This is a genomic window from Luteolibacter pohnpeiensis, from assembly GCF_016595435.1.
GTDB lineage: Bacteria > Verrucomicrobiota > Verrucomicrobiia > Verrucomicrobiales > Akkermansiaceae > Luteolibacter > Luteolibacter pohnpeiensis.
The window spans coordinates 39,844-60,558 of the sequence record NZ_JAENIJ010000016.1; the positions used below are offsets into that span (position 1 = coordinate 39,844).

Sequence of the window (20,715 nt, forward strand, 5' to 3'; positions counted from 1 at the left end):
GTAACACATGGCTTAGGAGTCGCGAATTCCATTGCCAATCGGGTAATCCGGGGTTGAACTCGCCCGCACGTGATAACCCATTCTTCACCACTGGCCCTGCGACGCATTGCCTCGATTTTGTTGGCAGTTTTCCTGTTTCCGAACACTTTGCTCAACGCTGCAGAGCCTGAAAAGGCTCCGGCAACCGCAGAAAAATCGGAGACCCAACCCGAGAAAAAAGAGACTGCGAAGAAACCCGAAACTCCGGTTGCTCCAGAAGATGAGTCCGCGAAAAAGCCCGACGCGGCAGTGGATCAGGACGACGAGATGGCGGTGGAGGATGCCGAAGCAAAAACAACAGCTGTGGCTCGTCCGGTAAGCCCGGATTTGGTTCAGGTCTACGGTTGGAGAGAACACATCCAAATCGACGGAATCAGCGATACCTTGCAGGCAAAACTCGATACCGGTGCGCACACCAGTTCGATCCACGCAGAACAGAAGGAGTTGTTTGAACGCGATGGCAAGAAATGGGTTCGTTTCGTTGTCACCGACCCACGGGTGAAAGATTCACCACGCACCCAGGTCGAAGCTCCTCTGGTCCGAATTGCACGCATCAAGGAACCAGGCGGTGAATCCGTGCCGCGCGAAGTGGTGCGGCTCACCTTCAAAATCGGGGATCGAAAGCTGAGAGCTGATTTTACCCTCAACAATCGGAAGAACATGCTCAGCCCAGTTTTGATCGGTCGCATCACAATCAAGGAATTGGGATGGATTGATCCGAGCCGGACTTATCTGGCCGATAAAAAAGTGATGCGCTGAGAGCTCACGGAGAACCCGAATTTATGAGTTCCAGATGGAAATTGGTGACTGCGGTGCTGATGCTTGTCCTTCTCGGAGGAGGGCTGGCCTTTTACAAATCGACTAAACTCGGCGTTCCCTTTTGGGAGGGTCAGCGGGTTGATGAATGGTTGGTGGAAGCCAGAGTTTCATTTCTGGCGGTAGGCAAGCCCGTCAAAGCCCGGCTTTCGTTGCCAGCAAACGGATTGGATGAAAGTGCCGGTCAGGAAGCGGGATCGCTGGGTTATCATTATCATGTCGATCACGATCGCGGTGAATCCACGGCCATCTGGTCCTCTGAAATGCGTGAAAACGGCCAGGCGCTCTATTTCCGGGTAAGATTTCCCCTTGGTTCAGAGAGTGGCGGTGGGCCGATTCCGCCAACGGGTAGTATCCCGGTGGCAGAAGCTCCTGGTCTATCAGGCTCGGTTGGAGAGGCAGCTCGCAACATCGTTGCGCGATCGAAAGCGATTTCATCAGACGCGGATTCTCTCTTCGTCACGTTTTTCCGGCAAATCGAGAACGCCGCGCCTTCCCAGGAAATGGTGCTGATCAATCGGGCATACGAAAAAGAGTATCACGATGATGCTCCTATCAAAATCGGCATCGATTTGCTGGCGCTTGCCGGAGTTCCTGCACGCGTTGCCTACGGCGTAAAGCTGGACGATCGGGAACGTGAAACCGCCCAGGGTCCGCTGCCACTGGTCGAGTATTTCGACGGGGCAAACTGGAAAGTCCGCGATCCGTTGGCACCGACGGATGTATTGGACGGCAGTAAGGTCTTTGTATGGCACCGGGGTGGAGGTCCACTTCTGGACGTAACCGGTGGAGAAAACTCGCGAGTTTCCTTCACCGTGGTGAAGGATCGGATTCCCTTGGCACGCCTGACTGATCTGCAAAATTCGCCCATTCTGGTTTCAACGATTTTAGGCCTTCCGGCTTCTGAAAGAGCGGTGTTTCGCTATATCGTCCTGATTCCCTTGGGCGCTTTTGTGGTTGTCCTGATGCGAAATATCGTCGGCATCCCGACTCTGGGCACCTTCATGCCGGTTTTGCTGGCATTGGCATTGCTCGAAATGCCCGTCGGTCCTGGATTGGTGATGTTCGCCATTCTGGTGGCAGCTGGCCTCTGGTGCCGATTCCTGCTTTCAAGGCTCAATCTGTTAGTGGTGCCGCGGGTGGCAGCCTGCGTGGTCATTGTCACCCTGCTGATGATGTACATGACCGTGTTGAGCCATCGAATCGGTGTCGGGATCGCCGTGGAAATCATGTTGTTCCCGATGATCATCATCGCTTGGACCATTGAGCGCATGTCGTTGATTTGGGAAGAGGAAGGCAAGCGCAGCGCCATCACTCAGGTTGGCGGCTCCGTGCTGGTTGCCGTCCTCGCATACTCCTTCATGTGCGTGTCCCAAATCCGCTATTGGGCATTTTACTTTCCGGAAACATTGCTGATTTTGTTGGCCGGGATTCTCATCATCGGTCGCTATACCGGTTACCGGATTTCTGAGTTGTTTCGGTTTCGTAGTTTTACTGAGGACTGATTTCCATGAGTGATTCGGTGGATAGCGCAAAAGCCAAACCGGTTTACCAAAAATGGTGGCACCGCTGGATCCGCACTCCCAAGGAGTTGCGGGCGATGGGAGTGGTGGGCATCAACATGCGCAATGCGAGATTCCTCCTGCCCAACAATCCAAGGAGGCTCTACACCTTGGTGGACAACAAGCTGCGCACTAAAAAACTGGCGGAAGAGCAGGGGCTTTCCGTGCCGGAAACCTATGGGGTCATCCGCTCACCCTATGACACCAGAAACCTCGAGTCATTGCTCAGCAAACGATCGGCTTTCGTCATCAAGCCCGCGCGCGGATCCGGTGGCAAAGGGGTGCTGGTGATCGATGGCAAGGAAGACGGCTACTACATCAAGCCCAGCGGTAGTCGTTTCAGCGGAGACGAGGTGCGGCATCACGTTTCGAATATCCTGGCTGGCTTGTTCAGCCTTGGTGGCCAGCGTGACGTGGCCTTGATCGAATATCGGGTCCGGCCGGCGAGGATTCTCACGGATATCAGCTACCAGGGCGCACCGGACATCCGCTTGGTCATGCTGCATGGATATCCGGTCATGGCCATGTTGCGCGCCGCGACACGTGAGTCTGATGGCAGGGCAAACCTTCACCAAGGTGCCCTTGGCATCGGTATCGATATTCGCAGTGGTAGAACAGTTCGCGCGGTTCATCACGGAAAACCCGTCACCCACCATCCAGACACGGGGTTGGAACTCATCGGCATCCAGATGCCGGACTGGGACCGCATTTTGGAAATCGCCGTCACTTGTCAGGAGATGACAGGTCTCGGCTATCTCGGGGTCGATCTCATGGTGGATCAGGAAATCGGTCCGTTGATGATCGAGGTCAATGCCCGGCCAGGGCTGGCCATTCAAATGGCGAACGGCGTCGGTCTGTTGAGAAGACTGGAGCCGGTGGAGAAACGCCACACGCTTCATCCGGGTGAAGATCTGGAGCAAAAAATCGAATTCTCAAAGCGCACCTTTGGTCGCGATTGATTTTGCCACTGGTCCACTGGTGGATCAGACATTTTGAAATAAAAAACGCCTGCTGCGGAATCCCACAGCAGGCGCTTCTTTGAAATACACGAGTCGATCCTTTAGCGACCGCCGCTCGGGCTGTCTCCGGATGCATCACCCAGGTGAGACATTTCAGGGGGAAGGAACTTTTTGAAGCGGCTCTTATCGATCGCCTTCATGTAAGCTTCTTCAGCGGAAATCATGCCTTCACGGAGCTTCGACCAGATGGATTCGTCCATGAACTGCATGCCATCGGCTTTACCACCGGTGATCACGTCATACAGCTTCTGGGTTGCACCCTCACGAATGATCGCAGCCACCGCAGGGGTCGCGAACATGATTTCGTGAACCGCAGTCCGGCCTGGCTTGTCGACTCGCTTGCAAAGCAACTGGGCGACCACGCCGCGAAGTGATGCCGCAAGCATGGTGCGGACCTGCGATTGTTGGTCGGCAGGGAACACGTCGATAATCCGGTCAACGGTTTTGCGGGCGTTGTTGGTGTGAAGCGTGCCGAACACGAGAAGACCGGTTTCAGCGGCCGTCAGCGCGAGCGAAATGGTTTCAAGGTCCCGCATCTCACCGACCAGTACGATGTCCGAATCCTCACGAAGTGCGGCCCGCAGACCATCGGCGAACGATGGGGTCTGAATCGGCACCTCGCGCTGGGTGATGATCGAGTTTTTGTTGCGGTGAACGAACTCGATCGGTTCTTCGACCGTGATGATGTGGCGGTTGAAATTGGTGTTGATGTAGTCCAACAGCGCCGCAAGAGTTGTGGACTTGCCGGAACCGGTCGGTCCGGTGACCAGCACGAGTCCGGAGCGCATGTGACCGAATTCCTTGACCACTTCGGGCACGCCGAGGCTTTCGAGCGAGGCGATTTCGGTAGGAATCAAACGGAAAACGGCACCAAGTCCGAACTGCTGCTTCAGGTAGTTGCAGCGGAAACGGGATGTCTCGTCCATTTCATAAGCGAAGTCGAGGTCGCCCGTTTTCAGATAGCGTTCGAATGCGGCCGGGTCACAGATTTCGGCAAGCAGTTCCTGAAAGGATGGACCGCCAAGGACTTCCTCACCAGGAATTGCGGTGACCGAGCCGTGCACACGGATCTTGGGTGGCTGTCCTTCGGACAAGTGAAGATCCGAACCCTTGTTTTCAATCAGATAGCGGAACAGTGAATCGATTTTGGCCATGTTAAGGGAATTAAAATGATGTGAGTGGGTTTCAGTTGATTGCTACCTGGATCAGGACTGGAGGTAGGAGCGCATTTGATTCTTATCCTCAGCCCGATAGAGTGCGTCCTCTCGGGAAATGATGCCTTGGGAGCAGAGCCGGCGAAGCGATTCGTCCATGGTGATCATGCCGACGTTCTTACCGGTCTGCATGACGCCGGGGATCATGAAGGTTTTGCCTTCGCGAATACAGTTAGCGACCGCCGCGGTGTTGACCAAAAGCTCAAGCGCGAGAACCCGTCCGCTGCCGTCCATGCGGGGAACCAGTTGCTGGGAAAGAATGCCGCGGAGAGATTCCGAAACCATGATGCGGATTTGGTCCCGCTGGTCGGTTGGGAAAACGTCGAGCACCCGGTCGAGCGTCCGTGGGGCATTTCCGGTGTGCAGGGTGCCGAGCACCAAGTGGCCCGTTTCTGCAGCGGTAAGAGCGAGCTGGATGGTTTCCAAGTCACGCATTTCACCGACCATGATCACGTCCGGATCTTCCCGAAGGGCACCGCGCAGCGCTTTGGAGAACGACTCGGTGTGTGTGCGAACTTCCCGTTGGTTCACTTGGCAGCCTTTGGACTCGAACACATACTCGATCGGATCCTCCAGAGTGAGGATGTGATCCTCGCGGTCGCGGTTGATGAAATCGACCAGCGCGGCAAGGGTCGTGGATTTACCCGAACCGACGGCACCGGTCACCAGGATCAAACCGTTTTGATAGCGAGTCAGCGGCAGAATGCTGTCAAGTGGGAGACCGATGTCCTCGATCGAACGGATCGTGGTATCAATGATCCGGAACACCATGTCGTAGCCGAGGCGTTGCTTCACGACCGAAGCACGGAATCTGCCTTCCGAGTTCGCATAGGCGAAGTCGATATCTCCCTTGGTTTCGACGATGTTCCATTCTTCGTCGTTCAGGAAGGAGCGGGCAAGGCGTTCGGTTTGCTCTGGGGTAAGCGGAGGATGATCCGGCCAAATCGGGGCAAGCTGCCCAAACCTGCGCCATGCCGGAGGATAGGCAGTGGGAAGGTGCAGATCGGAGCAGTTGTACTCGCGGCCTAGCTGAAGATATTGGTCAACGTGATCAAGAACCTGGTGTTCGGACATGGATTGGAGGTTTTATTGGGTCGGGGTATTGGTACGAAGATTCTTCGAACGGGGATAGGGAGCGCTGTAAGTTTCGATCTTGGTGGCTAGAAATTGCTTAAAGTGGCCTGTCAGCCACATTTTGAGAAGGGGACGCCCAGCTGTGAATAGCAGGGTGATCAGAATGCCGAGAAGCCCCTTTTTGGCGGGTTCTTCGATCAGAGGCTCCTTGTGGTGTTTGCTGCGTTTCGCTTTACGGCGGAAAATCGCCGTGGTCAGGAATCCTGTGACCAATGAACCACCCAGCCAGGCGGTGGGATTTTTGGCGACTGCATTTCGCATCCGCGATGGCACATCCAGTCGCTCGCGCAGCGACTGCACCTCATCCCCAATCAACGAGCGAGCTTGCGCGCTGATTCGAATCAGTTGCTCGATGTCTTGTTGTTCTGACATTTTGCGATCCATTCACGGTCTTTTTTGAGCTCTGCCCGAGTGATCGGGAAGGCTTCTCCTCCAGCTTTTTTTGCACATGCCAGAAAGATGAATGCGATGATGAGATGAATTCCTCCCGCTGCAAGTGCAATCCAACACCAGTCAACATGGGTTTTGATGGCAATTGCCGAAACGGCGCCCGCCACAAACAAGATCCATGCCAAAAGAATCAGGATGGCTGCGGATGCTGCGAATATAACTCGTTTAATTCCAGATTCTGCCGCCTTTTTTCCCTCAATCTTCATAATGGTCAGCCTGGCGGCGACCAATGACAGGATGGCGGTTTTCCAATCCGTAGGAAAAGGGATGCCATCCGGAGAATTTTCCGGGGCATCAGGGCGGGGATCGGTTCCAGAGAGGTGTTTCATATCGATACGGAAAGCCCGCCACTTGCCCGAGAAAGTCAGATCAAGTGACGGGCCGAATGAACTATCAGCGGCGTGCTACCAAGCCGATCAAAAATCCAATCCCAATCGCACCAAGGACGCTTTTGGTCGGATTTTGCCGGATGTAGTCTTCAGCAGTAACGTGAAACTCTTTGGCTTTTTCGCGAGTTTCGTGCCACTGCTCGTTTGCAGAGTCCTTAAAGTGAGTTGCTTTGGTGGTGGCCGCCTGTTTGATCGTTTCGGCTTTCTCGGAGGCGGTGACTTTGAGACGATTAGCCTTCTCCACGGCGACGTCTTTCAGCTGGTGAGCGGATTCGACCGCGCGCTCTTTCAAAATGGCAGCTTGGGCGCTGGCGGTGTGGGCAATGTCGCGAACCGATTCAGTGGCAGCGGATCGTAAATCTTTAGCTGCTTGGGTGGCAGAAGGTTCAGCACCGAATCCAGATTCGGGATCGAGGCCGTTTGCATTGGAAATTGAATCAATCATCGGGGTATTTCGTTAAGTTTTCGGACGCTTACGAGAAGGCGGCGTCACTCGGCTGATAGGATGGCATCAGATATGCCTCCGCGCAAGGAGTGATGCGGTGGAGGCTGGTAAAGTTACTCCGCCACCGGGATAGCTCTCGGTGGGGCCATCAGCACTTTTTCCTGGTTTTCTGAAGGGGCGGTAAACAATACGCTTTTCCACTCCGGCTTGCTCATCGGTCCGGTCCCATGAAACTGGAACAGACCGTAAAACGGCCGCAAGGGAAGGGTGATGAGCCCCAAGAAACCACGGGCATTCATGCGCATCATCACGTCCAGGTTCCGATCGCTGAGATCCAGTTGACCTTCACCGGTGATGGTGAGTGATGAATTGGCCGTTTGGAAATCCTTCGTCTTCAGGACTCCGTCTTCGATTTGGTAGGTGAGAAACGCATCCCGTTCGCCATCGTAACCCTTTTTCTTGTCACCCAGCACACCGTCGATGGTTGAAGCCAATGGCCCGAATAGAGGAACCGAAAATAGCTCAGTATGCTCCAACGCCAGCAATCCGTTACCGTTCAGCGTATGGATATTCTGGTTATCCATGGAAAACTCAACTCGACCCGTGAGCGATCCATCGCCCTTTAATTTGAAGTCGTAGGTTTTTGCAATTTCTGCGAGCGAAAGATTCTTCCAGTGGAACTCGGCATCCAGGCGACCATTTTGCTGGCGCCTGATGCTGCCATCCCCAGTTCCGTTCATGGCGCCAAAATTCAGGTTGGAAACGGTGACTACATCATCCCCGATTTTCACCCGGCCACTGGCTGGTGATAAGGTGACATCCTTGCCCAATAGGCTGTATTGCGCCGGGTTCGATGTGCGAAAGTTCACGGTCAGTGTGTTCATGCTTTTATCCGCCAAGCCGATCACGCCTTTCGCTGACAATTCCGGTGGCCGGTGGAAGCGATAAACCTCCAACGTATCGGCGATTTTTGGGGCAAAAAGTCGAACCAACGGGGCGGCCCAAATCGTCCCAGAGATATTTTCAACGCCGATGCTTTTATCGGCGCCCACGTATCGAATTCTACCGATATCGACAGATCCACGGGTTGGGCCATCGAATGCTTTTCTCATCGGGTAGTCGGTGTAATCGAACACCGCGTGCCCATCGGTAAAGTCGAGTTCATGGTGGCTCAGCGCAAATTTGCAATTGGCTGATTCCATCGGCACGCCGTTGTAGAGAACTTTTGTGACGTTGCCGCGACCGCTAAATGCCCAGGCGGTTTTTTCCTTGAGATCAAATCCACCATCCAACTCAACGTTCACCGTGGATTCGTTGCGGGTGGTGAAATTATTTAAGACAATCTCCAGCGGTTTACCTTCGAAAAGTGGGAGATAGGTCTTGGGCAAAAGGCTGCTTTTTAAAGCCATTCGAACCTGTGGATACTGGACCAGGACCTTGCCGATCGCTTCCCCGTCCGGACGCACAAAATGCAAGTCGCGGAGGTATAGCTCATCCTTGCGCCAGGAGAATTCGCTTTCCACCAGGTCGAATGGAATGTCCTTCAGATTGATGTGGTCGCACCTCGCGTGACCCGTAAGTTGAACCTCCAACTTATTTTCATCATCCATGCTGAACTCTCCCTCGGCTTCGAGGATTTGATCTCCATCTACCCTGACGTTTGGAATGGAAGGCAGGCTGAACCAGGCTTTCAGAAGTGCGGGAACCTCAATGGCTGAACTCATATCGAAGCGGCCAGTTTTGTTCTCCAGATCATAATCCGCATGCCCCTTGGCTTCACCACGAGGGTCTTTGATGCGGAGTGAAGACAGGGTCAGGATATTTTGCGAAAGGGTGATCTCAGCATCGACTTGATCGAGTGTGTGGAAGTTTTTTTCGACATCTTCCGCATGCAATTGAGCGCGCGCCTTTAGTGATGACTGCTCGGAAAGATCGCCCTCAGCATAAATGGTTACCTCAGGCGGATCCGTTTCGCTGAATTTCCATTGTTCCAGGAATTCGATGATTTTGACCACCATTTCACGGCGCGCACCTTCTTCCGCTTCATAGTCGGGATCCATGGGGACGGGTTTACGGCCAAGCAGTCGACCTGAGAAACGGAGCCGAATGCCGTCGACTTCGCCCCTTGCTTCACGGATTTCCATGATCCTGCCACCGGGCATGGATATTTCGCCGCTGACATTGTTGATGTGCAGGGTTGCCGAAGTGGGGTCCTTGGGGTCGACCGGAAGATTGATATCCGCGTCCCTCATCTGGACTTTCGTCAGTTGGAATTTCCCCCTGGCGAGTTTGGTGCGATCCAAAGCCAAGGTGACCCGCTCAAAGCTGCTGAGTTCGTGCTTGTGGCTTTCTTCCGCAAAAATATGCACCTCGCTGGCCGTAATGCCGCGGAACGGGGTGTAGGTCAGTGAGCCGATTTGCACATAGATGCCTTTTTTGGCCAACTCCGCCTCCATGGTTGCCCGCCAGGAATCCGGCAGTCCGGTGTGATTTGCCCACCATAGAACGACCGCTCCGGAGACGACCAAACAAACCACCAGCAGGAACACAGCTGAACGGAGGTTGTGGACGAAGTGGCGGTGTTTCATTTCTGACGGGCGATTCGCAAGCTAGCGGTTGATTCAGATCAGGGCAACCGGCGTTTAGCGTTTATCGGCACAGACAGTAAAATCCGTCAGGAGGATACAGGACAATCCATCAAACCCGCTTCACGAAATGAAAAATACGGCAATCGCCCCGGAGTGGGTTTGCCGATGATGATGTGGTCGAAAAACCTCACTTGCATCAAATCCGCAGCCTTTACCAATCGCTCGGTAACCACCTGATCGGAATGGCTCGGGCTTGGATCTCCCGAAGGATGATTGTGGATGAGAATGAAGCCGTAGGCCTCGCGCGTGATCACGGGGCGGAGAATTTCCCGAGGATGGGCATTGGTTTGATTCACCGTGCCAACGGAAACGGTCGTGGTCCCGATGTGGCGCAATCGGGTATCCACAACGGCAACCATCACTTGCTCATGCGGAAGGTGAGCGAGCTGCGGGCCGAAAAAGCGATGAATCAGCGCGGGCTCATCCAGCACCACTTGATTGATCTGTTCCCGCGCAACCCGCGCACCCAACTCAAACGCCGCGGCGAGCTTGGAGGCTTTGGCCAAACCAAGACCCTTCTCCCGCGCCAACTCAGTGACTGGAAGTCCGCCAAGCGCGGCCATGGAGCCGTATTTCTGAATCAGATCCCGCCCGATCGCGATGGCGCTGCGTCCCTTGGTCCCGGTTGAAATGAACAACGCCATCAATTCGGCATTATCCAAAGCAGTCGGTCCGAGCTGAGCCAGCTTTTCACGCGGTCGCTCGGACGAGGGGAGATCCTGAATTCGATTGTTCATCTGAACGGTTTATGGAAAACCGCTCAGACGATTGACAGCAAAAAATCAAACGGGGAATGGATTTCTCTCCGAAAAGCCGAGTTGATGCCAATACGGATAGATCGGCGGCAATTTGCTGGCTTCATCCAGTTTCGCGACCTGCTCCGGAGTCAGGTTCCAGCCCACCGCTCCGAGGTTGGCCCGCAATTGTTCTTCGTTTCGTGCACCGATGACCAAAGTCGAAACCGACGGCCGTTGAAGCAGCCAATTCAGCGCGATCTGCGGCACGGTTTTGCCGGTTTCGGCGGCGATTTCATCGATCGCGTCGACGACTTTGTAGAGATACTCGTCGTCGACCTGCGGGCCGACATCCAGGTTGGTTTTATCACTGGAGCGGGTTCCTTCAGGTGCTGGCTGGCCACGGCGGATTTTGCCGGTGAGCTTTGCCCAACCAAGTGGACTCCAGACGACCGCGCCAACTTTCTGATCGAGGCCGAGCGGCATCAGTTCCCATTCGTAATCGCGTCCAACCAACGAGTAATAAGCCTGGTGGGCGACGAAGCGGGCAAGGTTGTGTTTTTCGGCAAACGAAAGCGCTTTTTGCAGGTGCCAGCCGGAAAAGTTGGATGCGCCGATGTAGCGGATTTTTCCGGCGCGGATCAGATCATCCAGGGTGTTCATCACTTCCTCAACCGGTGTCTGGGCATCGTAACCGTGAAGTTGATAGAGATCGATATAGTCGGTTCCCAAGCGCTTCAGGCTGGCATCCACCGCGCGAATCAGCGCATGGCGGGAGGAGCCGACGTCATTTGGACCATCGCCGTTGCGGAAGGTGCCTTTGGTGGAAATGAGGACCTTGTCACGCCGACCGGCAATGGCTTTGCCTAGGATTTCCTCGGATCGACCTTCGGAGTAAATGTCCGCGCTGTCGAACATGGTGAGTCCGGCTTCCAAAGCGATGTCCACGAGCCGGGTTGCTTCTGGAACGCCGGTATTGCCCCAGGCTTTGAAAAGCTGATGATCGCCGCCGCCGAACGTGCCGGTGCCGAGTGTAAGAATGGGGACTTTGAGGCCGGAGCCTCCGAGTTGTCTGTATTCCATGATGTGAATCTTGTTCGAATTTCACCGAACTGTCGAATCGAAACCTCTCCGGTCAAATGAATTTGTTTCCACCGCATCGCGAGTTAACTTCAGACATGAGCTGGGTGGTGTTTTTCGATGGCGACTGTGCCTTTTGCTCTGCCTCAGTCCGGCGACTGGCAGCGATTGATTCCGCAGGCAAATTCGCCTTTGCTCCGCTGCAAGGAGAACTGGCCAAGCGTCAGGGCTTTCGCAAATTTTCCGATCTCGAAGCGGGGTCCATGGTGCTGTTGCGCGAATCCGATGGCCGGGTCTTCATGCGCAGTGACAGTCTGATCGAAATTGCTCGCGTGCTCGGTGGTTTTTGGCGATACCTGACCCTTTTGCGCCTGATTCCGCGTCGTTGGCGGGATAGGATTTATCGCCTGATCGCGCGCAATCGGCACCGTTTGGCATCGGGCCGGACCTTTTGTTCGATGCCTGATCCGGCAATTCTTCAGCGGTTGCGTGAGTAATCGGATGGATATCAGGAAGAATCACGTCTTGAAATGCCGGAAATGGCGTGCATTCTCGCCGCCCGCCCATGGCCGCACTCGCATTTCAAGCTCTCCCAGGATTCCGTGATTTCACCCCTCGTGAATGCGCGGTGCGAAATTATTTGTTCGAGACTTGGCGTTCGGTCGCACGCCGCTGCGGCTACGTGGAATACGAAACACCGATCGTAGAGGACACCGGACTTTATCTGAAAAAATCAGGCGGTGAACTTTCGTCCCAGTTGTTCCGATTCGAAGATCAAGGCGGACGCGATGTCACCCTGCGCCCGGAAGTGACGGCTTCGCTCGCTCGCTTGGTTGCCGAGCATCAGCGGAATTTCCCCAAACCTCTCAAGTGGTTCGAGATCGGCCAATGCTTCCGCTATGAAAAGCCGCAAAAGGGCCGTGGACGCGAATTCCACCAGTTCAACGTCGATATTTTCGGCGAAGCGGGCCCTGCGGCCGACGCGGAATTGATCTCGCTGGCGATCGAAACGATGCTCGCTTTCGGCTTCGTCGCCGGTGATTTCGTGGTCCGTGTATCGGATCGAAATGCCTGGATCAGCTTCGCGGAAAAGCACGGCATCGCCGAAGATCGCATCCCGGAATTTCTCGGCATCATCGACAAGATCGAACGCGAAAAGCCAGAGGTTCTGGAGGCCAAATTGGCAGCTCTTTCTCTGACCGTCGCCGAGGTGAAAGGTTTCATCGCCGATCCGGCCAACGCGTCGCCAGCCTACACTGCAATCAAGGAGGACCTCACCGCCCGCGGGTTAGGGGAGTTCGTCGAACTCGACCTGTCCATCGTGCGCGGCCTCGCTTACTACACGGGGGTTGTGTTCGAGGTTTTCGACTCAAGCAAGTCGATGCGCGCCGTCGCCGGCGGAGGTCGTTACGACACTCTCATCTCGACCATTTCCGAAGGCACGGTCGATCTTCCTGCCACCGGTTTCGCGATGGGTGATTACGTCATTCGCAACCTAATCGAGGAAACCACTCACGCGGCCATGCAAATGGAAGTCTGGCTGCAACGGAACTTTGCCGGCTGCGATGTCTACGTGGTCGTCGCCGACGAAGAAAAGCGTGCAGAATCATTGAAACTCGTTACAGATCTGCGCCGTGCAGGAATTTCTACGGATTTTCCATTAACGGCTGCGAAAGTCGGCAAACAGTTCCAAAACGCCGAAAAAGCAGGTGCCCGATTCGCCCTCGTCGTCGGCGCCGAATACCCCGAGCTCAAAGTCAAAATCCTCACCAGCCGCACTGAAGCCAGCGGCACTGCCGAAAACGCCGTCGAGTGGATCACCGACCTCCTCCACCAACCCGACGGCCCGCTTTTGGCCTGATCGTATCGAACCGCAGATCCACGCAGATGAGCGCAGATTTTTTATTTAAAGAAGAAACCGATGGAATTATCGGTGCTGCGTTTCAGGTATTGAATGAGATTGGGTGCGGATTTCACGAAAAGCCCTATGAAAACGCTCTTGTCGTCGAGTTCCGCCATCGCGCTTTCCCTTTCGAACAACAGACACGATTTCCAATTGTTTATCGGAATGTAAGAGTGGCGGAGTATGTGCCGGACCTGATTGTATTCGGTAAAATCATCGTCGATACCAAAGTGATCGACCGAATTACTGACCGAGAGATCGGCCAGATGTTGAATTATCTAAAGATTACGAACCTGTCAGTCGGACTGCTCCTTAATTTCAAAAATCCGAGACTCGAATTTCGCCGGGTGGTGAAATCCACTCAATCCTTCATCAAGAAACCTCTTCAGTAACGTTTATCTGCGAACATCTGCGGTTCAAAAAATTTTTCAAAATGCGCACACATCATTGCAACGAACTCCGCGACTCCGACATTGGCCAAACCGTGACTTTGATCGGATGGGTGAATTCCGCCCGCGACCACGGTGGGGTGATCTTTATCGACTTGCGCGACCGCGAAGGCCTGACGCAATGTGTTTTTCGGCCTGAAGAAAGCCCGACGATTGCCCAGCTCTCTCACACGCTTCGCGAAGAAGACGTGGTGCAGGTGGTCGGTTTGGTTTCCAAGCGTCTGGCCGGCAGCGAAAATCCGAAAATGGCGACCGGAGCGATCGAGATTGTCGCGAAGGAGTTGAAAATCGTCAACAAGGCGGAGGTGCTGCCGTTCCAGCTCGATAAGGAGCTTTCGAACGAGGACCTGCGGATGAAATACCGCTACCTCGACCTGCGTCGCGCGCGCATGAGCAAGAATATCCGCCAGCGTGCGATTATCACCTCGGCCGCGCGTCGCTATTTGGATGAGTCCGGATTTTTTGAAGTCGAAACGCCGATTTTGTCGAACCCGACACCGGAAGGCGCACGCGATTTCCTGGTGCCTTCGCGCCTGAATCCGGGTCGTTTCTACGCATTGCCGCAAGCTCCGCAGCAATACAAGCAGCTGATGATGGTGGCCGGTTTGGAAAAATATTACCAGATCGCCCGATGCTTCCGGGACGAGGATTTGCGTGCCGACCGCCAGCCGGAATTCACTCAGATCGACATCGAAGCGAGCTTCGTCGGTCAGGAAGACATCATCAAGTTGGTCGAAGGTTTGCTGGCCTCGATGTTCAAGGCGGGCCTTGGCATTGATGTGCCAACGCCATTCCCGCGCATGACCTATCGCGAAGCGGAAGACATCTACGGTTCCGACAAGCCGGACACCCGCTATGACATGAAGATCACGGACTTGGCGGAGGTTTTCTCCAGCACCGAGTTCAAGATTTTCCGCAGCACCCTCGACAACGGCGGAGTTGTCCGGGCGATCAATGCCAAGGGCTATGCCGGGGTGACCACCGGTCAGATGAATCGCCTCAACGAAATCGCGATCCAAGCCGGCCTGCCGGTGAAGACGCTGGCGTTCGTGAAATATGAAAATGGCGAGTTCAAGAGTCCGCTGTGGAAATTCTTCACCGATGCCGAGAAGGACGCGCTTGTTTCGACCCTCACCATCGAAGAGGGAGACATCGTGTTCTTTGTCGCTGGCAAACGCGAAAGCGTCAGCACCATTCTGGGGCGCGTGCGGGTCGAAATCGCGGAAATGATGGATCTGGTCAAAGATTCAACCGCCTACAATTTCCTTTGGGTGGTTGATTTCCCACTGCTCGCGCAGGACGAAGAAACCGGCGACTGGGTCGCGGTGCACCATCCGTTCACTCGGCCAAATCCGGACGACTTGGAGAAGCTGAAATCCGGCGATTACGCTAACGTTCGCGCCGTAGCATACGACGTGGTGCTGAACGGTTACGAGCTGGGTGGTGGATCGATCCGGATTCACGAAAAAGACCTCCAGTCGACCATGTTCTCCGCGCTAGGCATCGACGCAGAAGAGCAGCAGATCAAATTCGGCCACTTGCTCGACGCGTTCCGCTTCGGTGCACCGCCACACGGTGGTTTGGCGCTTGGTCTCGATCGGATCGCCATGCTGATCGCCGGTGAGGACAGCATCCGCGAAGTAATCGCGTTCCCGAAAAACAACAAGGGAGCGGACCTGATGGCGCAAAGCCCGTGTCAGATCGATTTCAAATTGCTGCGCGAAGTCTACGTGCAGTCGACTTGGAAAGATCCGAAGCTGGCTGCGGAGAAATCCACTCAAGCTTGATAGGAAGATCCGGCACTTTCATGGCCCCTTGGCAACACGAGGGCCATTTTTTTGCTCCATGGATCGTAACGTCCAAGTAGCGATCAAGCATTCATCACAAGATTAACGAATTTTAAAATTTGTTGATAATAGGCACGAGGCCTGCGAGTAGACGGATTGGCCATACAAAACCGGCCCGTCTGCTCCTTCTCGGAAAAAATAGCTCCTTGCCGAGGTGACAGACGGGCTGTGATTTTGAAATGAGCCCCAATTTGCTCATGGGCTGCATTTTCTTGCATTCCAACATGCACTTGGTTAATAGGTTTTCATGCGGATTCCGCTTGGCTGTTTCCTGGCTGCAATCTTGATCGGTTTCCTCGGATCCCGGTTTTTCAAAGATACTTCTCCAGTCGACGATTCTGTTTCTCCTGAACGTCGCGAACGGAAGGCAAATCGTGACCGACGAACCTTGCAGCAGCAGATGGAAGATTCGGTCGCTCAGGCGCGCCTGGCGGGGAAATTTGATCCGTTCTCCGGTGAGTGGGCGGATTGGACCGAAGAGGAACTCAAGTCGGCATTGGAAGAGGGGCTGAAAGATCCTGCCGTGGTGTTAGACGGAAAGGAGCAAAGATTGGTTCGTATGCTATTCCGTGCCTGGTGCGATAAAAATTTGGAGAACGCGATTGCGTGGTGGGAGACAACGCCATCCGAGTTCATGCAAGTGAGACTATCTGGAGTAATTGGCGCTGCTTGGCCGGAAGATCGGGGAATGGAAGGGCTTGAATTTGCCTGTGCTCATTCGGAACAATTTTTTGGCTATGGAAGTGTGGCAAGTGGACAGATCATGCAGAAGGGGCTTCAACAAGCGGTTGCAGGTGGAGTCAACGAGGTGGCCTCAGCCTTAAAAATGCTGCGCGAAAGTGGGCTTGATTCCCGATATACGATGCCCGTGAAATTTCCCGATGGGTTTGATTTCGTAGCACTGGCCGATACCGATGAAGGAAGACGGGTGATTGAAAGTGAAAGTTGTTTCTTCGGTGGAGAATGGATGAAGCAGGATCGTGAAGCCGCATTTCAAAGTCTGGTATTGGATCGATCATCGTTTATGAAAGTCTTCCAGCTATTCAACGACCGACCACTGCAGAATTATGGAGATACCACGACGGAAGAAGTAGAGCGCGCTGGATGGGTTGCGCAAAAGTTGAGCAAAAACTCGATCCTTTCGACGCCAGGAGTGGCCTCGAATGGGGCCCTATCTATGAAAGGGCGACCATCGATGCTCGCTGCCTATACCGAAGGATTCGAAGACACAGTTGTTCGCACAATCGTTGCTGAGGACATTCTCAGAAATTCGTCATCCAGTGGAGAAATGGTGATCAGTTATTTGAACCAGCTGAAGGACCCTGAGTGGCGGATCAGCCTATTGGAAAACACCGACTCTATTGTTTTAACGATGTCGGAAAAGCAGCTGCGCGAAAATTTGTCAAACTGGGGAGCTTCGACTGAGAAAATCGAGACCATCATCAAGCGATACGCACTCACATTGAGACCATGACACCTTGGCGGAAATTTTGGATGCTGTCTGTGATCAGCTTGCTAGGTCTTGGCTTGGGATGGGCTCTCGGCTCAAACTCGGACCATGATGAACGAGGTGAGGGAAAAATCGTTACCTCCGCACGATCTCCAACGAGAACATCGACTCGAATACATTCGAATTCTGCATCTTCGCCGCATCGTTATGCGGAGCTGCTTCGCCGATACCGAGATCGTGGAAATGTCTCGCCTGAGTTGGCACGATATATCGCGAAGTGCAGCGGAGACCAGCTGGAAGCCTTGATCATTAACCCTGGTGTGGATGAAGGCTTATCGTTTGCAGGCTATCCCTTGGCTGCTCAGGTTCGCGAAACAGTCGCTGCTGAAATGTTTCGTCGCCGTGGACTGGCATGTCTCGACTGGATTACCGACAGCATTTCTGACGCTGTGGCAATCACTCTTGCACGAGAAGTCGCTAAAACGAATCCAGACTTTGCAATTCAGAAATTAAAAGGGATGGGACGCTATGTTGGTATTGTCCCTAACATGATTCAATCTGCAGTCATCAATCGCGCGGCGATGCGGAGCGCTCCCGAATTGATTGAGTTACTGAAAGATAATAAATTTTCTGTTCAGGCAGTTACAAATTTCGCACCCGACTTCAATTTTACTGAATACATCAACGATATGAACGGGGCGGGAAAGGTCACCAATTCAGCTTGGAAATTTTTGGCTGCGAAAGATCCGGATCAGACGCGATCCCTGTTGATCGAGGGATTAGGTGGCTCGTCTGGCAATGGCTTTTCGGCTGCGGTGGAAGGGATGGCTATTATCAATGGCGAAACCGAAGCGGCGAAATGGTATGTCTCAATGCTAGATGAAATCCCCGAGACGACGCGCAAGGAAAGCTTGCGAATGCTGGCACTAAGCGACGCGAGCCCTCGACTTGAAGCGGTATTTAACGGTTTGCAAAGCGAGCAAGATCGCGCCGAATTCGGAGCCAATCTGTTGAATAACTATAGAACGAAAACCGAATGGTTGTTAGATGAATCTGTGGAGGTTCGTGGCAAAATCATCGAGCACTGGATGAAGAACACCATGGCTCGCACCAAGGGACCACTCAATGCGAAGGAACTCATCAACACGATGGACAAGTTGAATTTTCCCGAGGAGTCGCGGGAAAAACTGCTTAGCCTTCTGCCACCGACGAGCAACTAACGGAAATCAGCCGATCAACTCAGCCAAGCCCGCTTCATCGAGAATCGGCACGCCAAGTTTTTCCGCCTTGTCGCGTTTCGAACCACCACCATCGCCAGCCAGCACGTAGTCGGTTTTGGCAGAGACGGAACCGGTGACTTTGCCGCCTTTGGATTCGATGAATGATTTCATTTCACCGCGCTCCATGCTGAGGGTGCCGGTGATGACGAATGTCTTGCCCGCAAGCGGAAGTGAGGAAAGGTCGGCTTCGTCGAGAACAGGCAGGTAGTTGTCGGATTTTGGATCAATGCCGAGCTTCTGCATTTTTTCTAACACATGGTGTCCTGCTTCCGAGTTGAAGAAAGTCACGATGGTTTCCGCAACAGCAGGACCGACATCGCCGGTGATGTTGTATTGCGCGAGAAAGGCGTTTTGCTTTTTCGCTGTAGCTCGTTTGTCGTTCAAAAGTTCGCGAAGGATCTCGGAGTTTGGGATGTCGCTCAGCTTTTGATGCAGTCGTGAAAGTTCCTTTGCCGCAGATTCGCCAAGGTGGCGAATGCCCATGGCAAACAGCCAGCGGTTGAGCGGTTTCTCACGGGCGTCATCCAGCGAGGCCAATACCTTCGCGGCGTTTTTCTCGCCGAAGCGTCGCGCTGCATCGTCGGTGCCAAGGTTGAGTTTCGCTAGCTTATCTTTATTTAGTATGAAAAGGTCCAGCGGGGTGTGGCAAATGTCACGTCGCACCAAGGCCTCGGCCACCGTTTCGCCCAGGCCATCGATGTCCAATGCTTTGCGCGCAGCGAAGTGGGCGATGCGTGTGACCGCCTGCGCCGGGCACTGAAAATTGGTGCAACGCCAGGCGACAAAGCCATCTTCCTGCTCAATCGGGCCCTCGCAGGACGGACATTTTCCGCTGACAGCTGCGAATAGGTTGTAGGGTTTCGAATCCGGCAGATGAGAAATGACCCGAACGATGGCCGGGATGATCTCGCCAGCTTTCTCGATCAAAACCGTGTCGCCAATTCGGACATCCTTGCGGTCGATCTCATCCTGGTTGTGCAAGGTCGCGCGCGAAACGGTGGAGCCGGAAATCAGCACCGGAGTCAATTCCGCGACCGGAGTAAGCACGCCAGTGCGCCCGACCTGGATGCTGATTCCCTCCAGCGTCGTTTCCTGTTGCTCGGGTAAAAACTTATAGGCAGCAGCCCAGCGTGGAGCACGCGAGGTTTGTCCGAGCTTCTCGCGCAATGAAAGATCGGCCACTTTCACTACTGCACCATCGGTGCCGTAATCGAAATCATGTCTCACGACTCCGATGCGAGCAACTGCCGCTAACAATTCGTCCTGGCTTGAAGCTGTTAGTATCGGCTGGTTGCCTGGGATGCCAAGCCTGGCTAGCAGCTTGTGAAAATCGAATTCGGTTTTTAGCGGTGGCCCTTCATATGCGCCCAATCCATGAGCGATTAGAGCAAGCGGACGTTTCGCTGCGATCTTGGGGTCGAGTTGTTTCAAGGTGCCAGCCGTCGCATTGCGCGGATTGGCAAACGCAGGAAGGCCTGCTTCATCACGTTCTGCGTTCATGGCGGCAAATGCCAAATTCGGCATGAATATCTCACCGCGCACTTCTAACACCCGGGGAGCACCAGCCCCTAAGAACAGCGGTACGTTGCGGATCGTACGGACGTTGTGGGTGATGTCATCACCAGTTTGAGCATCGCCCCGAGTTGCCGCATAATCGAGCGTTCCATCTCGATATAATAGGCTCACAGCCACTCCGTCGATTTTCGGTTCGATCGTGACTTGAACCTCTTCACTGCCGAGGTTTTTGCGTAGACGCTGATAGAATGAGATCAATTCCGCTTGGGGATTTTCCACGTCCTTTAGCTCAAAAACATTGTCAATACTCAGCATTGAGACTGTGTGCCGAATTTGTTGGAAGTTTCGAATAGGTTTTCCAATTCGAAGCTTAGATTCATCTGCAGTATACTCCTTTTTGAAACTGGTAATGAGAACTCCAGGTAATTCCAACTGGCTTTCGCCACTTCTTTGATCATCACGACCAACCGATTGCGTTGGTGATTTTGGGTCTTGAAGCTCCGGATATTTTGCCTCTAGGACTACCAACTCGCGGAACAACTTGTCATAATCGGCGTCGGAAATTTCCGGCTGGGCCTGGGTGTAGTAGAGCCGATTGTGGTGCTGGAGTTCCTCGCGCAGTTCATGGATCCGGCGTTTCTCATCGGCTGGCGGAGTATCGGGAAACAGATCCATATCGGGCATGGCAGGAATTTCCCGGGGAACGGCTGAAAATTCAAGATAATGGTGCATTGCAATTTT

At 53.9% G+C, this 20,715-nt stretch carries 18 protein-coding genes; 9 read left to right on the forward strand and 9 right to left on the reverse strand.

Translation table 11 applies throughout. The features are described 5' to 3' along the window. Positions 1-69 precede the first annotated feature (69 nt). From JIN85_RS11175 to JIN85_RS11185, 3 genes are read left to right on the forward strand one after another with little or no spacing between them, the layout of a single operon-like run. Positions 70-798, forward strand: coding sequence for an ATP-dependent zinc protease family protein (locus JIN85_RS11175; RefSeq protein WP_200270666.1), 729 nt, complete (start codon positions 70-72; stop codon positions 796-798). A 23-nt stretch (positions 799-821) separates the two neighbouring features. Next, positions 822-2,360: a UUP1 family membrane protein gene (locus JIN85_RS11180; RefSeq protein ID WP_200270668.1), complete on the forward strand. Its 1,539-nt coding sequence runs from the start codon at positions 822-824 to the stop codon at positions 2,358-2,360. Between the two features lie 5 nt (positions 2,361-2,365). Beyond that, complete coding sequence (locus tag JIN85_RS11185) at positions 2,366-3,376, forward strand: alpha-L-glutamate ligase-like protein (protein ID WP_200270670.1); 1,011 nt, start codon at positions 2,366-2,368, stop codon at positions 3,374-3,376. Between the two features lie 101 nt (positions 3,377-3,477). Here the strand turns inward: JIN85_RS11185 and JIN85_RS11190 are convergent, their stop codons facing one another. From JIN85_RS11190 to JIN85_RS11225, 8 genes are all read right to left on the reverse strand, one after another. Next, positions 3,478-4,590: a type IV pilus twitching motility protein PilT gene (locus tag JIN85_RS11190; RefSeq protein WP_200270672.1), complete on the reverse strand. Its 1,113-nt coding sequence runs from the start codon at positions 4,588-4,590 to the stop codon at positions 3,478-3,480. Between the two features lie 51 nt (positions 4,591-4,641). After that, positions 4,642-5,724: a type IV pilus twitching motility protein PilT gene (locus JIN85_RS11195; RefSeq protein WP_200270674.1), complete on the reverse strand. Its 1,083-nt coding sequence runs from the start codon at positions 5,722-5,724 to the stop codon at positions 4,642-4,644. A gap of 12 nt (positions 5,725-5,736) precedes the next feature. Next, on the reverse strand, positions 5,737-6,156 hold the full coding sequence (locus JIN85_RS11200) for a hypothetical protein (protein ID WP_200270676.1): 420 nt from the start codon (positions 6,154-6,156) through the stop codon (positions 5,737-5,739). Further along, positions 6,126-6,464: a phage holin family protein gene (locus JIN85_RS11205; protein ID WP_200270678.1), complete on the reverse strand. Its 339-nt coding sequence runs from the start codon at positions 6,462-6,464 to the stop codon at positions 6,126-6,128. The genes JIN85_RS11200 and JIN85_RS11205 overlap by 31 nt, the downstream gene beginning before the upstream one ends. A 163-nt stretch (positions 6,465-6,627) precedes the next feature. Then, complete coding sequence (locus JIN85_RS11210; RefSeq protein ID WP_200270680.1) at positions 6,628-7,068, reverse strand: ElaB/YgaM/YqjD family protein; 441 nt, start codon at positions 7,066-7,068, stop codon at positions 6,628-6,630. Between the two features lie 113 nt (positions 7,069-7,181). Then, positions 7,182-9,656 carry an AsmA-like C-terminal region-containing protein gene (locus tag JIN85_RS11215; RefSeq protein ID WP_200270682.1) on the reverse strand — a complete coding sequence of 825 codons (2,475 nt, stop codon included), beginning with the start codon at positions 9,654-9,656 and terminating at the stop codon, positions 7,182-7,184. A gap of 86 nt (positions 9,657-9,742) precedes the next feature. Then, positions 9,743-10,453 carry a RadC family protein gene (gene radC, locus JIN85_RS11220; protein WP_200270684.1) on the reverse strand — a complete coding sequence of 237 codons (711 nt, stop codon included), beginning with the start codon at positions 10,451-10,453 and terminating at the stop codon, positions 9,743-9,745. Between the two features lie 45 nt (positions 10,454-10,498). Further along, on the reverse strand, positions 10,499-11,533 hold the full coding sequence (locus JIN85_RS11225; protein ID WP_200270686.1) for an aldo/keto reductase: 1,035 nt from the start codon (positions 11,531-11,533) through the stop codon (positions 10,499-10,501). A gap of 56 nt (positions 11,534-11,589) precedes the next feature. Here JIN85_RS11225 and JIN85_RS11230 point away from each other — a divergent pair, with 56 nt between their 5' ends. The 6 genes from JIN85_RS11230 to JIN85_RS11255 all read left to right on the forward strand — a co-directional run bounded on the left by JIN85_RS11230 (position 11,590) and on the right by JIN85_RS11255 (position 18,399). After that, positions 11,590-12,027, forward strand: coding sequence for a thiol-disulfide oxidoreductase DCC family protein (locus JIN85_RS11230; protein WP_200270688.1), 438 nt, complete (start codon positions 11,590-11,592; stop codon positions 12,025-12,027). Positions 12,028-12,074: 47 nt separating this feature from the next. Next, complete coding sequence (gene hisS / locus JIN85_RS11235) at positions 12,075-13,391, forward strand: histidine--tRNA ligase (protein WP_325109126.1); 1,317 nt, start codon at positions 12,075-12,077, stop codon at positions 13,389-13,391. Positions 13,392-13,417: 26 nt separating this feature from the next. Next, entirely contained in the window at positions 13,418-13,825 is a 408-nt protein-coding gene (locus JIN85_RS11240; protein ID WP_200270690.1) for a GxxExxY protein, read from the forward strand. 41 nt (positions 13,826-13,866) lie between these two features. Next, positions 13,867-15,669, forward strand: a complete 1,803-nt coding sequence (gene aspS / locus JIN85_RS11245) for an aspartate--tRNA ligase (RefSeq protein WP_200270692.1) — start codon at positions 13,867-13,869, stop codon at positions 15,667-15,669. Positions 15,670-15,976: 307 nt separating this feature from the next. Further along, positions 15,977-17,203: a hypothetical protein gene (locus tag JIN85_RS11250; RefSeq protein ID WP_200270693.1), complete on the forward strand. Its 1,227-nt coding sequence runs from the start codon at positions 15,977-15,979 to the stop codon at positions 17,201-17,203. A 233-nt stretch (positions 17,204-17,436) separates the two neighbouring features. After that, positions 17,437-18,399: a hypothetical protein gene (locus tag JIN85_RS11255; protein ID WP_200270695.1), complete on the forward strand. Its 963-nt coding sequence runs from the start codon at positions 17,437-17,439 to the stop codon at positions 18,397-18,399. Between the two features lie 6 nt (positions 18,400-18,405). Here JIN85_RS11255 and ligA read toward each other — a convergent pair whose 3' ends face one another. Beyond that, positions 18,406-20,649: an NAD-dependent DNA ligase LigA gene (ligA, locus tag JIN85_RS11260; protein WP_234047378.1), complete on the reverse strand. Its 2,244-nt coding sequence runs from the start codon at positions 20,647-20,649 to the stop codon at positions 18,406-18,408. Positions 20,650-20,715: the final 66 nt, after the last annotated feature.